The sequence below is a fragment of the Trinickia dinghuensis genome, assembly GCF_003367175.1.
Taxonomy (GTDB): Bacteria; Pseudomonadota; Gammaproteobacteria; order Burkholderiales; family Burkholderiaceae; genus Trinickia; species Trinickia dinghuensis.
Genome location: NZ_QRGA01000010.1, coordinates 128,221 through 147,657, shown reverse-complemented (window position 1 = coordinate 147,657; position 19,437 = coordinate 128,221). Strand labels below are relative to the sequence as shown.

Annotated in this window: 14 protein-coding genes; 9 read left to right on the top strand and 5 right to left on the bottom strand. The window is 63.9% G+C overall.

Annotated features, from left to right (window positions below; genetic code table 11):
- Positions 1–37 precede the first annotated feature (37 nt).
- Entirely contained in the window at positions 38–1,429 is a 1,392-nt protein-coding gene (locus DWV00_RS18805; protein ID WP_115535105.1) for an MFS transporter, read from the top strand.
- Positions 1,430–1,550: 121 nt separating this feature from the next.
- On the opposite strand, the gene DWV00_RS18800 is transcribed toward DWV00_RS18805, so the two are convergent.
- Positions 1,551–3,188, bottom strand: coding sequence for a GMC family oxidoreductase (locus tag DWV00_RS18800; RefSeq protein ID WP_115535280.1), 1,638 nt, complete (start codon positions 3,186–3,188; stop codon positions 1,551–1,553).
- 316 nt (positions 3,189–3,504) lie between these two features.
- Between DWV00_RS18800 and DWV00_RS18795 the strand changes: the two genes are divergently transcribed.
- Both DWV00_RS18795 and DWV00_RS18790 read left to right on the top strand, forming a co-directional pair.
- Positions 3,505–4,509, top strand: a complete 1,005-nt coding sequence (locus DWV00_RS18795; protein WP_115535104.1) for an AAA family ATPase — start codon at positions 3,505–3,507, stop codon at positions 4,507–4,509.
- Entirely contained in the window at positions 4,506–6,257 is a 1,752-nt protein-coding gene (locus DWV00_RS18790; protein WP_115535103.1) for a cobaltochelatase CobT-related protein, read from the top strand. Before DWV00_RS18795 ends, DWV00_RS18790 begins: the two co-directional genes overlap by 4 nt.
- A gap of 95 nt (positions 6,258–6,352) precedes the next feature.
- Here DWV00_RS18790 and pta read toward each other — a convergent pair whose 3' ends face one another.
- The 3 genes from pta to DWV00_RS18775 form a co-directional block, all read right to left on the bottom strand.
- Positions 6,353–7,396 carry a phosphate acetyltransferase gene (gene pta, locus DWV00_RS18785; RefSeq protein WP_115535102.1) on the bottom strand — a complete coding sequence of 348 codons (1,044 nt, stop codon included), beginning with the start codon at positions 7,394–7,396 and terminating at the stop codon, positions 6,353–6,355.
- Positions 7,397–7,408: 12 nt separating this feature from the next.
- The gene (gene xsc, locus DWV00_RS18780) at positions 7,409–9,226 is read right to left on the bottom strand and encodes a sulfoacetaldehyde acetyltransferase (protein ID WP_181885513.1); all 1,818 of its coding nucleotides are present in this window, start codon (positions 9,224–9,226) and stop codon (positions 7,409–7,411) included.
- A gap of 158 nt (positions 9,227–9,384) precedes the next feature.
- On the bottom strand, positions 9,385–9,792 hold the full coding sequence (locus DWV00_RS18775; RefSeq protein WP_115535101.1) for a nuclear transport factor 2 family protein: 408 nt from the start codon (positions 9,790–9,792) through the stop codon (positions 9,385–9,387).
- A gap of 348 nt (positions 9,793–10,140) precedes the next feature.
- On the opposite strand from DWV00_RS18775, the gene DWV00_RS18770 reads away from it, so the two are divergent.
- The 3 genes from DWV00_RS18770 to DWV00_RS18760 are packed head-to-tail and all read left to right on the top strand — an operon-like array spanning position 10,141 to position 12,831.
- Positions 10,141–10,998: an ABC transporter permease gene (locus tag DWV00_RS18770; RefSeq protein ID WP_245964932.1), complete on the top strand. Its 858-nt coding sequence runs from the start codon at positions 10,141–10,143 to the stop codon at positions 10,996–10,998.
- A 25-nt stretch (positions 10,999–11,023) separates the two neighbouring features.
- Positions 11,024–12,049 carry a taurine ABC transporter substrate-binding protein gene (locus DWV00_RS18765; protein WP_245964931.1) on the top strand — a complete coding sequence of 342 codons (1,026 nt, stop codon included), beginning with the start codon at positions 11,024–11,026 and terminating at the stop codon, positions 12,047–12,049.
- Positions 12,050–12,093: 44 nt separating this feature from the next.
- A complete protein-coding gene (locus DWV00_RS18760) occupies positions 12,094–12,831 on the top strand; it encodes an ABC transporter ATP-binding protein (protein ID WP_115535099.1) in 738 nt (245 codons plus the stop codon).
- A 79-nt stretch (positions 12,832–12,910) separates the two neighbouring features.
- On the opposite strand, the gene DWV00_RS18755 is transcribed toward DWV00_RS18760, so the two are convergent.
- Positions 12,911–13,729, bottom strand: coding sequence for an IclR family transcriptional regulator (locus tag DWV00_RS18755; RefSeq protein ID WP_115535098.1), 819 nt, complete (start codon positions 13,727–13,729; stop codon positions 12,911–12,913).
- 380 nt (positions 13,730–14,109) lie between these two features.
- Here DWV00_RS18755 and DWV00_RS18750 point away from each other — a divergent pair, with 380 nt between their 5' ends.
- The 3 genes from DWV00_RS18750 to DWV00_RS18740 all read left to right on the top strand — a co-directional run bounded on the left by DWV00_RS18750 (position 14,110) and on the right by DWV00_RS18740 (position 19,412).
- Positions 14,110–15,525 (top strand): NAD(P)/FAD-dependent oxidoreductase, encoded by a 1,416-nt coding sequence (locus DWV00_RS18750; protein WP_115535097.1) that lies wholly within the window; start codon positions 14,110–14,112, stop codon positions 15,523–15,525.
- Between the two features lie 189 nt (positions 15,526–15,714).
- Positions 15,715–18,675 (top strand): molybdopterin oxidoreductase family protein, encoded by a 2,961-nt coding sequence (locus DWV00_RS18745; RefSeq protein WP_115535096.1) that lies wholly within the window; start codon positions 15,715–15,717, stop codon positions 18,673–18,675.
- Entirely contained in the window at positions 18,672–19,412 is a 741-nt protein-coding gene (locus tag DWV00_RS18740; protein WP_115535095.1) for a 4Fe-4S dicluster domain-containing protein, read from the top strand. The genes DWV00_RS18745 and DWV00_RS18740 overlap by 4 nt, the downstream gene beginning before the upstream one ends.
- Positions 19,413–19,437: the final 25 nt, after the last annotated feature.

Here is a 19,437-nt window from a genome sequence, read left to right as displayed (position 1 = left end):
ATCCAGTCATCACAAAAGAGACAGTAGGAGACAACCCATGAAACAGCGTGCGCAGCGCGTGAAGACGCGCCACATCATTCTGGCGGTGATGTGCCTCATGTATTTCATCTCTTACATCGACCGCGTGAACATCGCGGTCGCCGGACCGCTGATTCGCCACGAGATGGGGCTGACGACCGTGCAGCTGGGCCTCGTGTTTTCGGCGTTCGCGTACCCCTATGCGGTCATGCAGATCGTCGGCGGCTGGCTATCGGACAAGTTCGGTCCGAAGCTCGTGTTGACGGTCCTCTCGCTGATTTGGGGCGCGGCGACGTTCGCGACGGGATTCGCCGGCAGCGTCGCGATGCTCGTGGCGCTGCGCTTCACGCTCGGCATCGGCGAGGGCGGCGCGTTTCCTACCGCCACGCGGGCCTTCACTTATTGGATGCCCGTTTGCGAGCGCGGCTTCGCGCAGGGCATCACGCATAGCTTCGCGCGCCTCGGCGGCGCGGTGACGCCGCCGCTGGTGCTCGCCGTCGTGCTCGCGGGCGGCTGGCGCGATGCGTTCATCCTGCTTGGTATCGCGAGCCTGGCGTGGACCGTCCTCTATCTCTTCGTATTCACGAACTCGCCCGAGCAGAATCGCCGCATTACGTCCGAGGAAACGGCCGAGATCGGCTATCGCGCCGGAGACTGCGAGCGCGCCAAGCAAATGGCGACCCCCTGGCGCAAGCTGATTCACGGCATGTGGCTCGTCACGTTCGTCGACTTCTGCTACGGCTGGCTGCTGTGGGTTTATCTGACGTGGCTGCCGTCCTATCTGAAGGAGTCGCGCGGATTCGATCTCAAACATCTCGCGCTCTTCACGGCGTTGCCTTTGCTTGCGGGCGTCGTGGGCGACACGCTCGGCGGCGTGGTGTCGGACCGGATCTTCAAAGTCACCGGAAGGCTGCGCTTCGCACGCTGCGCGGTGCTCGTGGTCGGCATGGGCGGCTCGCTAGCGTTCTTGCTGCCGATGATTTCCGTGTCGAATCCGTTGACGGCGGTGTGGCTGCTGGCCGGCTCGTTCTTCTTCCTCGAGATCACGAATCCGGTCTTGTGGACGCTGCCGCTCGATATCGCGGGCAAATACGCCGGGACGGCGGGCGGGATGATGAACACGGGCTTCGGCATCGCGGGGATGATCTCGCCGGTTGCCTTCGGCTATCTGATCGAACATACGGGCAACTACAACGTGCCGTTCACGGTGTCGGCGGGCTTGCTCGCACTCGGCATCGTCGCGGCGCTGTTCATCAACACCGACCGCACCGTCGAAGCCGACGAGGAGCGCGAGCGGCGCGAGCGGCGCGAGGGCAGCGTGAAAGGCGGCGCGTTTGCGTTTCTCGATACCGTGCCGACGGTGCGGATGGAGCGGCATACGCTGCGCCGGCCGCTTCGCTGGTGGCGCTGAACGCGCGGCGGCGCACAGCTCGAAATGCGGCTCGTCTCATGTGGGACGAGCCGCTTGGTTTTGTACTTGAGGCGTTATGGGCGAGCGATCGCTAGCTCTAGCTCGCTTGCCCGGCAAGGATTTAGACGCCGGCTTCCGCGGCTTCCTGCTTCGATGCGGCTTGCGATGCATGGTCTTCGAGAATCATGTCTGCCGCTTTCTCCGCGATCATGATGACCGGCGCGTTGGTATTGCCCGAAACCAGCTCCGGCATGATCGACGCATCCACCACGCGCAGCCGTGCAATGCCATGCACGCGCAGCCGGTCGTCGACGACCGCGAGCGGGTCGCTGCCCATCTTGCAGGTGCCGGCAGGGTGGTAGATCGACTGGCTGAACTGTCGCGCGGCGTCGAGCAGTTCGGCATCGCTCCGATACTGCGAGCCGGGGACGAACTCGGAAACGATTTGCGGCGAGAGCGAAGGCGCGGCGGCGATGCGGCGCGCGACCTTGATGCCGCCGATCACGATCGGGTGGTCGCGTTCGTCGGACAGATAGTTGGCATGAATGAGCGGATACGCCAGCGGATCGGGCGAACCGATTTCGATGTGGCCACGGCTGAACGGCCGCAGTTGGCAGATGGACGACGTGAACGCGGAAAACCGGTGCGCACCCTTGCCGGGTTTGTCGGCGCTGAGCGGTTGCATATGGAACTGAATGTCGGGGCGATCGACGTCCGGGCTCGAGCGCGTAAAGATGGCCACCTGGCTCGCGGCCAGTGTGAGCGGGCCCGTGCGCCACAGCGCGTATTGCATGCCGATCCACGCTTTACGCAGCGGATGATTGACCTCGTCGTTGAGCGTGCGTTCGCGGGTACGGAACACGAGCCTCACTTGCAGATGATCTTGCAGGTTTTGTCCCACGCCGGGCAGGTCGAGATGCACGGGGACGCCCACACGCTGCAGCAGTTTCTCGGGGCCGATGCCCGAGAGCTGAAGGATTTGCGGCGAGCCGATCGCGCCCGATGCGAGGATGACTTCGGCCCGTGCGCGAGCCGTCTTGCGCTCGCCGTGCTGCAGGTATTCGACGCCAACGGCCGTGTTGCCTTCGAAGAGAACCCGGCAGGCTTGCGCGTGCGTTTCGACACGCAAGTTGCCGCGCGCACGCGCCGGCTTCAAAAATCCCTTTGCCGTGCTCCAGCGAAAGCCCTTGTGAGCGGTTTGCTGGAAGTAGCCGACACCTTCTTGATTCGCGCCGTTGTAATCGGGATTGAGCGGGATGCCGATTTCCTGGGCGGCCGCGATGAAGCGATCGGCGATGGGGCGGCGCAAGCGAAGATCGGACACTTTCAGCGGGCCGCCTACGCCATGATAGGCATCGGCGCCGCGCTCCTGATCCTCGGACTTCTTGAAGTAGGGCAGGACGTCGGCGTAACGCCAGCCTCGGTTGCCGAGCGCCGACCACCGGTCGTAGTCCTCCCGCTGCCCACGCACGTAGAGCAGGCCGTTGAGCGAACTGGACCCGCCCAGTACTTTGCCGCGTGGCCAATCGATTTGACGTCCGGCGACGTTTTCGTCGGGCTCGGTCCGATAGCACCAATCGAGTTCGGGATCGTGCATGGTCTTGAAATAGCCCACCGGCACGTGAATCCAGGGATTGGTATCGGGACCGCCCGCCTCGAGCAGCAAGACCCGATTGCGCGGATCGGCGCTCAAGCGATTGGCCAACACGCATCCGGCCGATCCCGCGCCGACGATCAGATAGTCGACTTCGAGTTCCATGAGCAGCGTCTCCTGACTCTCCTGACGATCCATGCGAGACACCGCAGCGCGGTAGTGCATGGCTTTCGCGTCAATGTCGCGGATGGCGGGGCGGTTCGCAAGCGCAACGCCTGCGCATCGGGCCAAACTGAAACGGAAAGTGTCGATTCAGGCTCAAAACGATCGAAATAGGCGGCGCTGTACCAGTCGAAGCTGACTCGCTGGTTCTATTTGAGGTAAAAAGAAAGCGATACGATTTGTACCGTATTTTGTGGTTTGTGTCGTTGTGTAGCTCAGTCAATGTTCATGCGATGGACGCGGTTACGAGGAGGACGCTGTGACGACGGATTTCGTGAAGGAAACGCCCGATCGCATGGTGTCGGTGCGAGAGCGCTTCGGCATCGACTCGGCGCTGACGGTGCCGGCCTTCAGCGAGCGCGACGATCACGTGCCCGACGTCGATCCTGCCTACCGCTTCAATGCGGAGGTGACGCTCGCGATTCTGGCCGGGTTCACGCGAAACCGGCGCGTGATGATCCAGGGCCTGCACGGCACCGGCAAGTCGACCCATATCGAACAGGTTGCGGCCCGATTGAACTGGCCGTGCGTGCGCGTCAATCTCGACGGCCACATCAGCCGGCTCGATCTCGTCGGCAAGGATGCGATCGTTTTGCGCGATGATCGCCAAGTCACCGAATTCCAGGAAGGCATCGTGCCTTGGGCGCTGCAGCGGCCGGTCGCGCTGATCTTCGACGAATACGACGCGGGCCGCCCTGACGTGATGTTCGTCATACAGCGCATTCTCGAGCGTGACGGGAGTTTTACGTTGCTCGATCAGAACCGCGTGATTCGCCCGCATCGCTTCTTCCGGCTGTTCGCGACGACGAATACCGTCGGGCTCGGCAATCTCAACGGGCTCTATCACGGCACGCAGATGCTCAACCACGCGCAGATGGACCGCTGGAACGTCGTGGCCACGCTCAATTATCTGCCGCCCGAGGAAGAGGCCGGCATCGTGCTCGCGCGCGTGCCGGAAATGGCCGACGACGCGGGCCGCGCGCTGGTCGAATCGATGGTCGGCATGGCCGCACTGACGCGCAAGGGTTTCGCCGCGGGCGATCTGTCCACGCTGATGTCGCCGCGGACCGTCATCAATTGGGCCGAGAACTGCCAGATCTTCCGCGATCCCGAACTCGCGTTTCGCCTGACGTTTCTGAACAAGTGCGACGAGTCCGAGCGGCCGATTGTTGCCGAGTATTACCAGCGCTGCTTCGGCGTCGAATTGTGCGGCTCGCCGCCGGATGGCGAACTGGGCGGGGATGCGCCGCCGTCGCGCCCATGACCGCGCCGAGGGAAGCGGTATCCACCGCGCTGCTCAAGGAGACGCTATGCGCGGCGGCCGTGCGCGCGTTGACGGGCGATGCCGCACTGCACTATCGCGGCGGCCGCTTGTGCCGGCAATCGCGGCCGTTGCCGCTCTACGCGCCGCATCTGCAGGGCGATCCGTACCAAGACGAACTCGCTTCGTTGCGCGGGGCGGCCGATGGCGCCGCGGTACGCCTGTTGCATTCCGACGCGGCGTTGCATCGGTCGATGGCGCCCGGCCAACCTGTCGAGCGTCTTTTGTTCGAGATGTTCGAGCAGGTGCGGTGCGAAGCGTTGGCGTTGCCGGGTATGCACGGTCTTGCGCGGAACCTGCGCCATCGCTTCGAAGCATGGCTGCGGGCATATAGCCGCGCGGGCTTGGCCGACGATCACCTCGGCATTCTCATCTATACGGTCGTGCAAGTCGTTTGGTCGCGCGTGACCGGCTGGCCCGTGCTGGACGAGACCGAAGATCTGATCGAGGCTACGCGCGCCGGCATCGTGCCGGCAATCGGCGGGCATCTAGCCGGCATGCGCAAGCATCGGTTCGACCAGCGCGCCTATGCGCATGACGCGTGCGAGCTGGCGCGGGACGTGGCGTCGATGCTTGATGACGCATCCGCCGCCTTTGCCTCCGATGGTGACGGCGAAAAAGCACGCAAGCCTCACGACGCGTTGACGTCGTTCTCGCTTTGGGTCGATTTCGATGTCGATGTCGACGAATCGGGCGACGCGCCGACGGCCGGTGCGACGGCGAACGAGAACCGGCTAACGGGTGCATCGCGGGAATACCGTGTCTACACGACGCAATACGACCGCGAGGTTCGAGCCGGCGCGCTCGTGCGCTCGGCGTTGCTGCGCGAATACCGCGAGCAGCTGGACGAGCGCATCGCGGCGAGCGGCATCAACGTCGCTCGAATCGCGCGCGTGCTGCAAGCGGCCCTGGCCGTTCCGCAACGGGACGGCTGGTCCTTCGGCGAGGAGGAGGGGCGCATCGACGGCCGACGCCTCGCGCAAATCATCAGTTCGCCCGCCGAGCGGCGCGTTTTCACGCAAGAGCGCGTGCGGCCGCGCGGCGATTGCGTGGTCGGTTTCTTGACCGACTGCTCGGCGTCGATGAAAGCGCATATCGCACCGGTGGCGATGCTCATCGATGTCCTCGTTCGCGCGTGCGAACAGGCCGGGGTGGCGACCGAGGTGCTCGGCTTTACGACCGGGGCCTGGAACGGCGGCCGCGCGCGGCTCGATTGGCTTGCGCGCGGAAGGCCGTCCCGTCCGGGGCGGCTGAACGAGGTTTGCCATATGGTGTTCAAGAGCGCGGCCGATAGCTGGCGGCGGTCCCGTACCGATATCGCCGCCTTCTTCAAGGCGGATTTGTTCCGGGAAGGCGTGGATGGCGAGGCCGTCGAGTGGGCGTGTACGCGGCTTGCGGAGCGGGCGAGTGGGCGTCTGCATGAGCACGCACGACGTATCCTCGTCGTGATCTCGGACGGCAGCCCGATGGATGCGGCGACCGTGCAGGCGAACGACGAGTCCTACCTGGACACTCATCTGAAGGATGTGCTCGCGCGGCATGAGGCGCTGAAGGATGTGGAAGTGATCGGCCTCGGGATTGGGCGTGATCCGACGCTGTTCTACCGGCATTGCGCGGCGCTCGATCCGGCGGCGCAACTCGATATGGCGCGAGTCGTAGGTCTCGCGAAATGGATTGCGGCGCGCCGTTAGCGCGCCGCGTGGTGTGCCATCACATTGCTGAAGTCGCTGCGGTCGCTGAAGTCACCGAGTTGCGGAGTCACTCACTTTAGTGGCTCCGCATGACCTCACGCCGCATGCGGCGCGCTCGAATGATGTCCGGCGCGATCGTGTGCCGCTTGCGCTTGCACGGCGGTCACGGCGATTACGTAATAGATGTCCTCGGCGCAGCAGCCGCGCGACAAATCGTTGGCCGGGTAGTGCAGCCCTTGCAGCAGTGGGCCGATCGCCTTGGCGCCGCCGATCCGTTCAGCGAGTTTGTAGCTGATGTTGCCGGCATCGAGGTTCGGGAAAACCAGCACGTTCGCGTGGCCACCCACCTGCGAGTGCTCGATCTTTCGTTCGGCGATTTCCGCGACGATCGCCGCATCGAGTTGGACGTCGCCGTCGATGGCCAGGTTGGGGCGCGACGCCTTCACGCGCTGCGTCGCTTCGATCACCTTGTCGACGTGCGCATGATGCGCGCTGCCGCTCGTCGAAAACGACAGCATGGCCACGCGCGGCTCCTCCATCAGCAGGCTGCGCGCGCTGTCGGCGGCGGCCATCGCGATCTCTGCGAGCTGCGCCGCATCGGGATCGACCACGAGCGCGCAGTCGGAGAAGATGAGCCCGCCCTTGTAGCGGTGGAACGGCTCGCACAGCATCATCAAAAAGAAGCTCGAGACCAGCTTGAACGAAGGCTGCAACCCGATCAGCTGAATCGCCGTGCGCACGACGTCGGCCGTCGTGTGGACGGCGCCCGCCACCGATCCGTCGGCATAGCCGCACCGCACCATCAAATCCGCGAACACGAGCGGCTTGAGCACCTCGTTTTGCGCGATCTCGCGCGTCATGCCTTTGCTGCCGCGCAGCGCGACGAGTTCGTCGACGAATATCGTCCGCAAATCGGACGCAGCCGGATCGATCAGTACGACGCTCTCGTCGAGCGCGATCGTCTCTCTCTGCGCTAGGGCGCGGATGGCGTCCGGATTGCCGACGAGCGCGATGCGCGCGACGCCCTCGCGGCTGGCGCGCACGGCGGCGGCCAGCACGCGAGGATCTTCGCCCTCGCAGAGTACGACGCGCATCGGCGACATGCGCGCGGCTTCGACGATGCGGTTCAGGGCTTTCATCGGATCGAATCCTCAGACGTAATCGCGATACTTGTCGAGCATGCGCACGGGCTTGGACAACGCATCGCGGCGGAACGGATCGCCGAGTTCGCGCGTGCACATGATTTCTACGATCGTCGTCTTGCCTTCGTTCATCTGCATGTCGATGGCTCGCTTCAGGGCCGGGCCGACGTCTTCCAACCGATCGACGACGATGCCTTCCGCGCCCATCGCGCGCCCGATGGCCGCGAAGCTCTGGTTGTCGAGTTCCCCCGCGACGAAGCGGCGGTTGTAGAAGTCGACCTGATTCTTCTTCTCCGCGCCCCATTGCCGGTTATGGAACACGACGGCCGTGACGGGGATCCCATGACGCACGCACGTCATCGTTTCCATGAGGCTCATCCCCCATGCGCCGTCGCCCGCGTACGACACGGCGGGACGATGCGGCGCCGCCACCTTCGCGCCGATGATCGTCGGGAACGCGTAGCCGCAATTGCCCCAGCTCATCGCGGCGAAAAAGCTGCGCGGCTTGTTGAAGCGCAGGTAGCTGTTCGCCACCGAGTTGATGTTGCCGATGTCGGTCGACACCATCACGTCGTCCGGCATCGCTTTCTCGAGTTCGCGCAATACCTGGCGCGGATGCAGATACTGGCCGCCGTTGAACGTGCGCTCCTTTTTCTGCTCTTCGATCATGTCGAGGCTGTAGCCGTCGAGTTCGTGCGTCCAGCCGTCGAGCTCTTTCTCCCAGGCCGCCTTTTCGCTGGCGATCTGATCGGCCCGCTCGCTGCGCGTGGCGTCGCAGCCGAGTTCGCGATTGGCCAGACGCTGCGTCAGCGCCACGGCCGAGGCCTTGGCGTCGCCGCAGATGCCGACCGAAATCTTCTTCACGAGGCCGAGCATCTTGTGATCGGCGTCGATCTGGATGATCTTCGCTTCCTTCGGCCAGTAATCCATGCCGTGCTGGGGCAGCGTGCCGAACGGCCCGAGACGCGAGCCGAGCGCGATCACGACGTCCGCGCGCGAGAGCAGTTTCATCCCGGCTTTCGAGCCCTGATAGCCGAGCGGGCCGCACCACAGGGGATGGTTTGCCGGGAACGAATCGTTGTGCAGGTAGCTGTTGACGACCGGGGCGCCCAAGCGTTCGGCCAGCGCCTTGCACTCCTCGACGGCGTCGGCCATGACGACACCACCGCCCGAGATGATCACGGGGAATTTCGCCTGCGCGATCAGATCGGCGGCCTCGTTCAGGCTTTGGTCGCCGCCGGGGCCGCGATCGAGTTTGCGCGGCTGCGGAATCTCGACTTTGACCTTGCCGTAGAAGTAGTCGCGCGGGATGTTGAGCTGGGTCGGGCCCATCTCGGCCTGCGCGCGGTCGAAACAGCGCGCCGTGAATTCGGCCATCCGGGCCGGATGCGTGACGTGCCCCTGGTATTTCGTGAACTCCTGGAACATCGGCAGCTGGTTCGCTTCCTGGAAGCCGCCGAGCCCGATGCCCATCGTGCCGGCCTCGGGCGTGACGATCACGACGGGGCTGTGAGCCCAATAGGCGGCCGCGATCGCGGTCACGCAGTTGCTGATGCCGGGGCCGTTCTGGCCGATCACGACACCGTGACGCCCCGATACGCGGGCATAGCCGTCGGCCATGTGGCCGGCGCCCTGTTCGTGGACGACCGGAATCAGGCGGATTCCCGCCGGCGCGAAGATGTCCATCGCGTCCATGAACGCCGAGCCCATGATGCCGAACATGTCGGTCACGCCATTGGCGGCGAGCGTCTCGACGAAAGCTTCGGACGGTGTCATGTCTTGCGGACCGCTGGCCGTGGTGCGCTGGGAAGTGGTTTGGTCGCTCATGGGTTGTCTCCGATCTTCATTTAACGGAATATGTTGTTCCAGATACTAGGCAATGCCGAACTCGGGTCAAGTCATTCCACCTGCCGACGACGAATTTGGAATGAAATGAAATGATTCGTTTCAAAACGCACACGTTGCTTTCGGGACATGGCGCATCCTCAAGCGGGCAGCTTGGGCCGTTCCTTGCGGAAGGCGCGCTTGACCGCGATCAGTCCGTCGCGGAACTCGAACAGGTCGCAGCCTTCGGCTTGCATGCGCCAGCCCTCCGTGTGCGTGCCCGTGAAGACCCACTCGGAGACGCCGCGCTCGCCGGCGACGTAATGGCGCCCATGGCCCCAGTGCGCATCGGGAAAACTCTTAAACACCGCTTCGAACGCCGCGCGCACGGCCGCGCGGCCGACGAAGCGCGTGCCGTACACCTCGGGCCCCGCGGCCGCGTCGAACACGCAGTCCTCGGTCATGAATCCCATCAGCGCGTTCGCGTCGTGGCGATTGAACGCATCGGAAAACGCGGCGAGCGTGTCGGCCGTCACGGGGGAAGCGGCGAGGGGCGTGGCTGTGGTCATCGATGTCTCCTGTTCCTGTTCCTAGTCCTGATCCTGTTCGGGTGCTTGGCGGAAGCCGCGAATCGCGAGTTGCGCAATGCGGCACCGATAGGGAGAAGTTAATGGCAGTTCGTATACGGGGGTAGCGCCAGATGGCCGGTTTCGCTTGGGCCAGAGGACGCGCAAAGCCAGTGCCGGCGGGCTTGCCGGGCTGGACCCATAGGATGCTTTTGCCTGGCACTACCGGGTCGCTTATTGATTGACGATGCTTGTTTAAACGGCGGGCTTGCAATCGAGTGTTGGGCCAAACACTGAAGCCGGTGCTTGTCGGCGCTGACTATACTTTTTGTGAAACTTTAGGAGACGGCAGTGAGAGTAAGAGCCCTACCCGAACACGGAAAGCCGATCGAGCGATCCACCGCGCCGAGCGAATCCAAGGTCAAACAGCGCCGCATTCGCGCCGGCATGAATTCATACTGGCTGACGGCCGCCGTGCTGGTCGTCTGCGTCTTGCTATGGCAAGCCGTATCGATGGCCGGCGTCTTTCCTGCGTTCGCACTGCCTTCGCCCGTGGCGGTTTGGCAGTCGTTCATCGAGATTCTGCGCAGCGGATACGGCGGGCAGTCGTTGTTCAGCGACATCCTGATCAGTTGCTTCCGCATCGTCATCGGTTTCGTCGGCGCGGTCGCGATCGGCGTGCCGGTCGGCCTTTTGATGTCGCGCAACAAAATCATCTTCGACATCATCGATCCGTTGCTGCAATTCATCCGCCCCGTGCCTCCGCTCGCCTATATCCCGCTGCTCGTCGTGTGGTTCGGCATCGGCGAGCTGCCCAAGGCAATCCTGATTCTCGTCGGCACGATCCCGGTCATCATCATCGGGACCATGTCGGGCGTGAAGAGTACGCCGCCCCTGCGTATCGCGGTGGCGCGCACCCTGGGCGCCACCAACGCTCAAATTTTCCGCAAGATCGTGCTGCCTTCGGCCATGCCGGAGATCTTCACGTCGATGCGGGTAGGGATCGGCGTGGCCTGGACATGCTTGGTGGCGGCGGAACTGATCGCCGCCAGCAGCGGATTGGGCTGGCTGGTTCAGTTCGCCGGACAAGCTTTGCAGGTTGCGGTCGTCATCGTGGGCATCGTCATCATCGGGGTGATCGGCTATGCCATGGAGTTGGTTATTCGCAAGCTAGAGAATTGGATCGTGCCCTGGCGTGGACATGATTGAGTTAAACCATCGGAGGAGACAAGACATGAATACGAATATGAAACACGGAATCCAAATCGCTTGCGCGGCGCTGCTGGCCGGCGGCTGCTTGATGGCGGGGCAGGCGTTTGCCCAAAGCAAGCCTCAAGTCATCATCGGCTACGAGGACAACGGTGCCGATCCGTACATGGTGTCGATGGCCGAGCACCTGTTCGAACATCACATGAATGCGGACGTCGAGTACAAGCTTTTCAGTTCGGGCCCGGCCGCCATGAGCGCGCTGGCGTCGAACAGTCTGGCGTTCATGTGCGGCCTGGGCGTCCCGCCGCTCGTGACCGCGATCGCGCAGGGCTTGCCGATGGCGATCATCTACAACCAGGAGCGCTACACGGAGGCGGCGGGAATCGTGGTCAAGCCCGAAAGCGGCATCCACGATGTCTCGGGCCTGCAAGGCAAGAAGATCGCAATCGTGGCCGGCTCGCAGGCCTCGTTCGAGCTGGCGACGTTCCTCGCCCAAGCGCACGTGCCGTATTCGTCGGTGACGCAGATCAATATGGCGCCGCCGCAAATGCGGACTTCGTGGGTGACGGGCGCGATCGATGCGGCGATCGTCTGGGATCCGGTGTTCAGTGCGCTGCGCGCGGCCGGCGGCAAGGCGATCAAGACCGACGGCGACCTGCCGCGCGGGGCGTCGAGCTACAACGTCTGCATCGTCAACGCCGACTGGGCGAAGACGCATGCGGAACTCGCGAAGGGCTTCGTCGCCGCACTCGACGAAGGCTATCAAATCACGAAGAAGGACCCGGATAAGGCAATCGCCGAGATGGCTCGCCAAACGGGCGTCACGGTGCCCGTCGCGAAAGGCGAGTTGGCCGGCTACGAACTGTTCTCGGGTGCCGACCAGACGACGCCGAAGGTCATGGGTTCCGGGGCCGGCGTGAAAACGTCCGCCACTTACGAGACGTTGTCGAACACCGCCAAAGTGCTCAACCAGATCGGGCGCATTCAAACGGTGCCGGCGAATTTCGACAACAACGTCGTGCCGCAATATTCGCAACCGCTGGCTCATTGAGCCGATGAAACACTGAGTGCCCATTCGCTCAGCAGGAGACGGACTTGAACATCGTTATCGATTCCCTCTACAAGACCTTCGGCGCGGTCTCCGCGCTCGAGAACATCAATCTGACGTTCCAGGGCGGCGAGTTCGTCACCGTGCTCGGGGCTTCCGGCTGCGGCAAGACCACCTTGCTGCATTTGCTGGCCGGTTTGACGTCGCCTTCCAAGGGCAACATCTTCGTCGACGGCGAGACCAAGGACCATCCCGGGGAGGACCGCGTCGTCGTCTTCCAGCAGGCGGGATTGTTCCCCTGGCTCAGCGTCGAGGAGAACATCGAGTTCGGGCTGTCCCTGCATTCGGTACCCAAGGCCGAACGCCGGCGGGCCTCGGCTGAGATCCTGCATACGATCGGCCTCGAGAACTTCGCGCATCACAAGACGTACGAGCTGTCGGGCGGCATGCAGCAGCGCGTGGCGATTGCGCGGGCGCTCGTCATGAAGCCGAAAGTCTTGCTGATGGACGAGCCGTTCGGTGCGTTGGACGCGCAAACGCGCAGCGCGATGCAGACGTTCTTGACGGCGCTATGGGATCAGTTGCGGTGCACCATCGTGTTCATCACGCATGACATCGACGAAGCGATCTTTCTCGGTACGCGGCTCGTCGTGCTGTCGTCGCGGCCGGGACGGGTCGCGCTCGACGTACCGATCGAACTCGAACGGCCGCGCACGCCGGAAGTCGCGTTCGATCCGCACTTCTTGGATCTGAAGAAGCAATCGATGGGGATTCTCGCTCATTGAGAAAACGGGCGGCGGGGCGCGTTCGGAGCGGGGTGCGATGCGCCGCGCGCGGCGCGCTTCGCCGCTGATGCTTTCCGCCCTAGGCGTCGTTCAGATGCAGATGCAAAAGCGGCGCTAGGCGGCTCGCGGCTTCGCGCATCTGCGGGACGGCCTTCAGCAAATCGTCGAGCGTCGCCCGTGCGGTCGGCGCATGCACGGCCAGCGCGGCGAGCGCGTGTCCGTCGGCGGAGGCCCTGACGGGCACGGCCACGGCCACCATCCCCCGTACGAATTCCTCGTTGTCGATGCCCACGCCGCGCGTCCCGAGCCGATCGAGTTCGGCGGCGAGCAGCTGCGGTTCGGTCAGCGTCCGGTACGTCATCTTCTTCAGCGTGAGCCGCGTCAGCATCGCGTTGCGCTCGAGCGCCGTCATCTGCGACAGGAAGAGCTTGCCGCTCGCGGTGCAATGCAGCGGCACACGCATGCCGGGGCGCATCTCGAGCCGCAACGGCTCGGTCGTTTCCACCCGCTCGATATAAAGCACCGCATCGTTGTCGAGCGCGGTCAGGTTGCACGTTTCACCGAGTACGTCGACGAGCGCGCGCAACACCGACCGGCATGCGCGCGTGAACGTATTGTTCGACAGCGCCGACAGTGCGAACTGCGCGGCCCGCGGGCCGAGCGTGATGGCTCGATCGTGGCCGCGCGAGTCGGGCATGTGCATCACGTAGCCGCGCGTTTCCAGCGATTCGATCATCCGCAGCAGCGTGGCTTTGGGAATGTGCAAGCGCGCGGACAGTTGCGACAGCGTGTACGGTTGCCCCGCTTGCGCCAGCGCCTCGAGCACGGCAAGTGCGCGCAGCACGCGCGCGTCGTCGGTGGGCGCCGGGTCGGCGGGCGCTGAAGCGGTGGCGCGCATGGGTCATCCTGCGGAAGGTGGTCGATCAAAGTGAACCATTCTGTACCACTTATTAGCGTGATCCAATAAATCCGACCTGAATATCCTCGTTTGTGCGGATAAAAGTAGACGTAACGTCTAGGATTTTGTCGGATCGGCTCAAGTCGGCTCGGGTCGGCTCGAGTCGAGTCCACCGCCTCGGCCGTGGCGCTTCCCCGCGGGCAGCGCCGATGCGGCCCAGCGCAGGTCCACGCGCTGGTCCAAGCGAATCCATGCCACTGGTTCTACCTGCGCGAAATTCGCCTATCTACACTTTCCTCAACAGATCGATGCGTTCAAGCATCTAGGCATTCGAGCAAGATCGACCAACGAGAACACCTCCATTATTAGGAGTCCTCATCATGGAATACAGTTCAGTCGAGCGTGCGGCGAGCGGCTTCGCCGGGGGCACGCCGGCCGACAAGCGTTACGATCCGACCTACGATCCGCTCGTCTCGCCGGGCCCCGGGCAGGGCAGGGACTACGCGCCGACGTACTGGGTGGCGACCGCGGGCACGCCGCCCGCCGACGACGGTCCGGTCACGAAGGACATGGACGTCGACGTGGCGATCATCGGCTCCGGCTATACGGGCCTGGCCACCGCGCTGTGTCTCGCGCGCGAGCACGGCATCAAGGCCGTGGTGCTCGAGGCCAATCGCACGAGCTGGGGCTGCAGCAGCCGCAACGGCGGGCAGGCGCAGAACGCATCGGGGCGGCTGTCGCGCTCGCAATGGATCGAACGCTGGGGCAAAGGCGTGGCATTGAAGATGCACGAGGAAATCCTCGAAGGCTTCAATCATTTCAAATCGTTTCTGACCGAGATCGATTGCGATCCGCAGCCGGGCGGCCACTTTTTGATCGCTCACCGTCCCCGCATCATGGCCAAGCTCGCCGCCGAAGCGAAGGTGTGGAAGGACGTGTTCGGCTATCCATCCGAACTGCTGAGCGCGGAGACTTTCCGGCGCGAGTTCCTGAACGACCACGAATCGGCCGGTGCGCTGCACGAGCCCGAAGGCATCGGCATCCACGCGGCGAAGCTTGCGTTCGGCTATCTGCGCCTTGCCCGTGCCGCAGGAGCGCGCGTGCACACGAGCAGCCCCGTGACCGGGTGGGAGACGATCAACGGCGTCCATCATCTGCATACGCCGGGCGGCATCGTGCGTGCCCGGGCGGTCGGGATCGCGACGGGAGCCTATACGGCGCAGACGCTGCATCCCGCGCTGCGCAGCAAGGTGATGCCGATTCTGTCGAACTCGATGGTCACGCGCGTCCTGACCGACGCGGAGATCGATGCCTGCAACTTCCGCACGACGCAGGTGCTGACCGATACGCGCACGTTGCGCTTCTATTACCGCCTGTTGCCCGACCGTCGGCTGCAGATCGGCAGCCGCAGCGCGATTACCGGCCGCGACGCGCCGAATCCGCGCCATCTGGATTTGCTCAAGGAAGGGATGGCGCGCAAGTTTCCGGCTCTGCGCGGCGTGGACATCGATTACTCGTGGTGGGGCTGGGTCGATGTCAGCCACGACATGATGCCGCGCATCTGCCAGCCCGATCCGAAGCAGTCGGTGTATTACGCACTGGGATACGGCGGCAACGGCGTGTCGTATTCCCAGCAGGCGGGAAGGAGGCTGGCCGAACACATCGCGGGCAAGACGGCTCACCTGACGCTGCCGATCTTCACAAGCCCGCTGCCGGGCCATCCGTTCGCGCCGTTCCGGCGCATCGGGCAGCGCATGCTTTACCTGGAGTACTTCAGGCGCGACGAACGTCCCTGAACCGAACCTTCGAATCGAGGCGCTGAACCGGTGCGGCCAACTATCGCGGCGGCCGATAGTTTCGATCATGGAATGCGACTTTTTACCGGATCGAGTCGCACGTAGCATAGCCGTACCGAATGAACTGCGGATTTGCGGCCCGCGTCTTACCGAGGTTCGGGCGACGTCATCCGCGAGCGAGGAAGGACGATGGAACATCAGGCGCGCACACAAAACGAAAAACTCGAGATCAAGACGACGACTTGCTACATGTGCGCATGCCGTTGCGGGATTCGAGTGCATTTGCGCGATGGCGAAGTACGCTACATCGACGGCAATCCCGAGCATCCGCTGAACCAAGGCGTGATTTGCGCGAAGGGTTCGTCGGGGATCATGAAGCAGTACTCGCCGGCGCGGCTCACGCGCCCGCTGCTGCGCAAGCAGGGGGCCGAACGCGGGGAGGCTCAGTTCGAACCGGTGTCCTGGGACGTCGCGTTCGACATGCTCGAGAAGCGTCTCGGGCATCTGCGTGCGACCGACCCGAAGAAGTTCGCGCTCTTCACGGGCCGCGACCAGATGCAAGCCTTGACCGGTCTGTTCGCGAAACAGTACGGCACGCCGAACTACGCGGCGCACGGCGGCTTTTGCTCGGCGAACATGGCGGCCGGCATGATCTATACGATCGGCGGCTCGTTTTGGGAATTCGGCGGCCCGGACCTCGACAACGCGCGGCTGTTTTTCATGATCGGCACGGCCGAGGATCATCACTCGAATCCGCTGAAGATCGCCTTGTCGAAATTCAAGCGGGCCGGGGGGCGCTTCATCGCCATCAATCCGGTACGCACGGGCTACGCGGCCATCGCCGACGAATGGATCCCGATTCGCCCCGGCACCGACGGTGCCCTATTCATGGCGCTGATCCGGGAGTTGATCGAGCATGACGCCTACGATCGTGACTTCGTCGAACGCTTCACGAACGCGGGCGAACTTGTGGATTTGCGGGAGAGAAGCGACACGTTCGGCCTGTTCGTCCGCGATCCCGATGCGCCCGAAGTGAACGCGCTGTTTCCGCAGAATCATCTCTGGTGGGATACGCGCACGAATCGCGCGGTGGTCAATCACGCGCAAGACGCTGAGCCCGCGCTCGACGGGCGCTACGTGCTCGAAGACGGCACGCCCGTCGCACCGTCGTTCGCCTTGCTGCGCGAACAAGTCGCGCATTGCACGCCGCAATGGGCGGCCGAGATCACCGGTATCGCGGCCGACGTCATCGAGCGCATCGCGCGCGAAATGGCGACGGCCGTGCGCGAGCAGCGGATCGTGCTGCCGATTCAGTGGACCGATTCCTGGGGCAAGACGCACGATACGGTCGAAGGCGCGCCGATCGCGTTCCATGCGATGCGCGGGCTCGCGGCCCATTCGAACGGCTTTCAGACCATCCGTGCGATGGCCGTGCTCATGTCGCTGCTCGGCACGATCGACCGGCCGGGCGGCTTCCGCCATAAGGCGCCGTACCCCCGCGCGGCCCCGCCGTCGGCTAAACCGCCGAACGATCCCGCCGTCGTCAAGCCGAACACGCCGCTCGCGACGGGTCCGCTCGGCTGGCCCGCCGCGCCCTCGGATCTCTTCATCCACGAGGACGGCTCTCCCGCGCGCATCGATAAAGCGTTCTCGTGGGAATATCCGCTCGCGGTGCATGGCCTCATGCATTCGGTCATCACGAACGCCTGGCGCGGCGATCCCTATCCGATCGACACGCTCATGATCTTCATGGCGAACATGGCGTGGAATTCGTCGATGAATCCGGTGCAAGTGCGCAAGATGCTCGTCGACAAGCGCGAGGACGGCGAATACAAGATTCCGTTCCTGGTCGTTTGCGATGCGTTCGAATCGGAGATGACCGCCTTCGCCGATTTGATCCTGCCGGATACGACCTATCTCGAGCGCCACGACGTGATGTCGATGCTCGATCGCCCGATCTCCGAATTCGACGGCCCCGTCGATTCGGTGCGGGTGCCCGTGGTGCCGCCGACGGGCGAGTGCAAGCCGTTCCAGGAAGTGCTGATCGAACTCGCGAGCCGTCTTAAGTTTCCGGCTTTCACGACGGCCGACGGCAAACGCAAGTATCGCGATTATCCGGACTTCATCGTCAACTTCCAGACCGCGCCCGATTCGGGTACGGGCTTTCTGATCGGCTGGCGCGGCAAGGACGGCACCAAGGCCGTCGTCGGCGAGCCGAATCCGAATCAGTGGGAGCAGTACGCGAAGAACAACTGCGTGTACCACCATCACTTGCCGGAGCCGCTGCAGTACATGCGCAACTGCAACGGCCCGTACATGGAATGGGCCACCGGGAACGGGCTGCGCAAGTACGGCGTGCCGATCGTCATCCAGCTCTATTCGGAGGCGATGCAGACGTTCCGTCTCGCCGCGCAAGGCAAGACGCAAGGGCGGCAGCCGCCGGACCATTTGCGCGCGCGGATCGAGCGGTATTTCGATCCGCTGCCGTTCTGGTATCCGCCGCTCGAACAGGACGTGACCGATCTGAACCACTATCCGCTCGCGGCAATCACGCAGCGGCCGATGGCGATGTACCACTCGTGGGATTCGCAAAACGCGTGGCTGCGCCAAATTCACGGCGAGAACCATCTGTTCGTGAATCCCGCGATGGCCGCGAAAGAGGGTATCGAGGACGGCGGGTGGATCTATGTCGAGTCGCCTTGGGGCAAGGTGCGCTGCCGCGCGCGTTATAGCGAGGCGGTGGAGCCCGGCACGGTCTGGACCTGGAATGCGATCGGCAAGGCGGCCGGCGCATGGAATCTCGGGCCGAATGCGGGCGAGTCTCAACGCGGCTTTCTGCTGAACCATGTTATCGCGGACGAACTGCCGAGCGACACGCGAGCGGGCGAGCGGATGTCCAATTCCGATCCGATCACGGGCCAGGCCGGCTGGTACGACGTTCGCGTGCGGATTTATCGAGCCGAGGCCGATGCGTCGACGACGCTGCCGCAATTCGCGCCGATGCAGCCGATGCCCGGTTCGACGAGCGTGTTGCAGCGCGTGCAGGCCTATTTCGCCGGCAAGGGCGAGTTCGCGGCGCGGCTGCGCAAGGCGAGCGCATTCGCTGGCGGGCAGGGCGATTCCGTAAGCCAAGCAGGAGATGAACAATGACTCAGATGGCCCTGGTCATCGACCTAAACGTCTGTGTGGGTTGCCATGCGTGCGTGACGAGCTGCAAGGAATGGAATACGTCGGGAGAGGCGGGCAGCCTGACCGACATTCGCCCCTACGACGACGATCCGTCGGGCACGTTCTTCAATCGCGTGCAGACTTACGAAGCGGGCGTTTTCCCGATGACCGACACGATTCATTTTCCGAAATCGTGCCTGCATTGCGAGGATCCGCCGTGCGTGCCCGTGTGTCCGACCGGCGCGAGCTACAAGCGCAAGTCGGACGGCCTCGTGCTCGTCGACTACGACAAGTGCATCGGCTGCAAGTATTGCGCGTGGGCCTGCCCGTACGGCGCGCGCGAACTTGACGAAGGCCGCAAGGAGATGACGAAGTGCACGCTCTGCTCCGACCGGATCTATAACGAAGCGCTGCCCGAACGCGATCGCAAGCCCGCGTGCGTGCTCGCGTGCCCGACGTCCGCGCGGATCTTCGGCGATATTCACGATCCGCAGTCGGATGTGTCGCGCGCGATCCGCGAACGCGGCGGCTATCAGCTCATGCCCGAATGGGACACGAAGCCTTCGAACCATTATCTGCCGCGCGTGAAGACCGAACCGTCTTGCGGCTGCGGTAAAAGCGGCGGGTGCGGGAGCGCGGCGGCATCGGATGACGCGACGCTCGAATCGCAGTTCGAGCGCGGCGAGGTGAATCTCGCGGCATTGGCCGTGCATCGCTGAAGCGCGGTTGAAGCGCGGTTGAAGA

Excerpts from the sequence above, each read along its gene's own strand:
- DWV00_RS18805 (WP_115535105.1), top strand. The coding sequence starts at position 38 with ATGAAACAGCGTGCGCAGCGCGTGAAGACGCGCCACATCATTCTGGCG.
- DWV00_RS18800 (WP_115535280.1), bottom strand. The coding sequence starts at position 3,188 with ATGGAACTCGAAGTCGACTATCTGATCGTCGGCGCGGGATCGGCCGGA.
- DWV00_RS18790 (WP_115535103.1), top strand. The coding sequence starts at position 4,506 with ATGACCGCGCCGAGGGAAGCGGTATCCACCGCGCTGCTCAAGGAGACG.
- pta (WP_115535102.1), bottom strand. The coding sequence starts at position 7,396 with ATGAAAGCCCTGAACCGCATCGTCGAAGCCGCGCGCATGTCGCCGATG.
- xsc (WP_181885513.1), bottom strand. The coding sequence starts at position 9,226 with ATGAGCGACCAAACCACTTCCCAGCGCACCACGGCCAGCGGTCCGCAA.
- DWV00_RS18775 (WP_115535101.1), bottom strand. The coding sequence starts at position 9,792 with ATGACCACAGCCACGCCCCTCGCCGCTTCCCCCGTGACGGCCGACACG.
- DWV00_RS18765 (WP_245964931.1), top strand. The coding sequence starts at position 11,024 with ATGAATACGAATATGAAACACGGAATCCAAATCGCTTGCGCGGCGCTG.
- DWV00_RS18755 (WP_115535098.1), bottom strand. The coding sequence starts at position 13,729 with ATGCGCGCCACCGCTTCAGCGCCCGCCGACCCGGCGCCCACCGACGAC.
- DWV00_RS18750 (WP_115535097.1), top strand. The coding sequence starts at position 14,110 with ATGGAATACAGTTCAGTCGAGCGTGCGGCGAGCGGCTTCGCCGGGGGC.
- DWV00_RS18745 (WP_115535096.1), top strand. The coding sequence starts at position 15,715 with ATGGAACATCAGGCGCGCACACAAAACGAAAAACTCGAGATCAAGACG.
- DWV00_RS18740 (WP_115535095.1), top strand. The coding sequence starts at position 18,672 with ATGACTCAGATGGCCCTGGTCATCGACCTAAACGTCTGTGTGGGTTGC.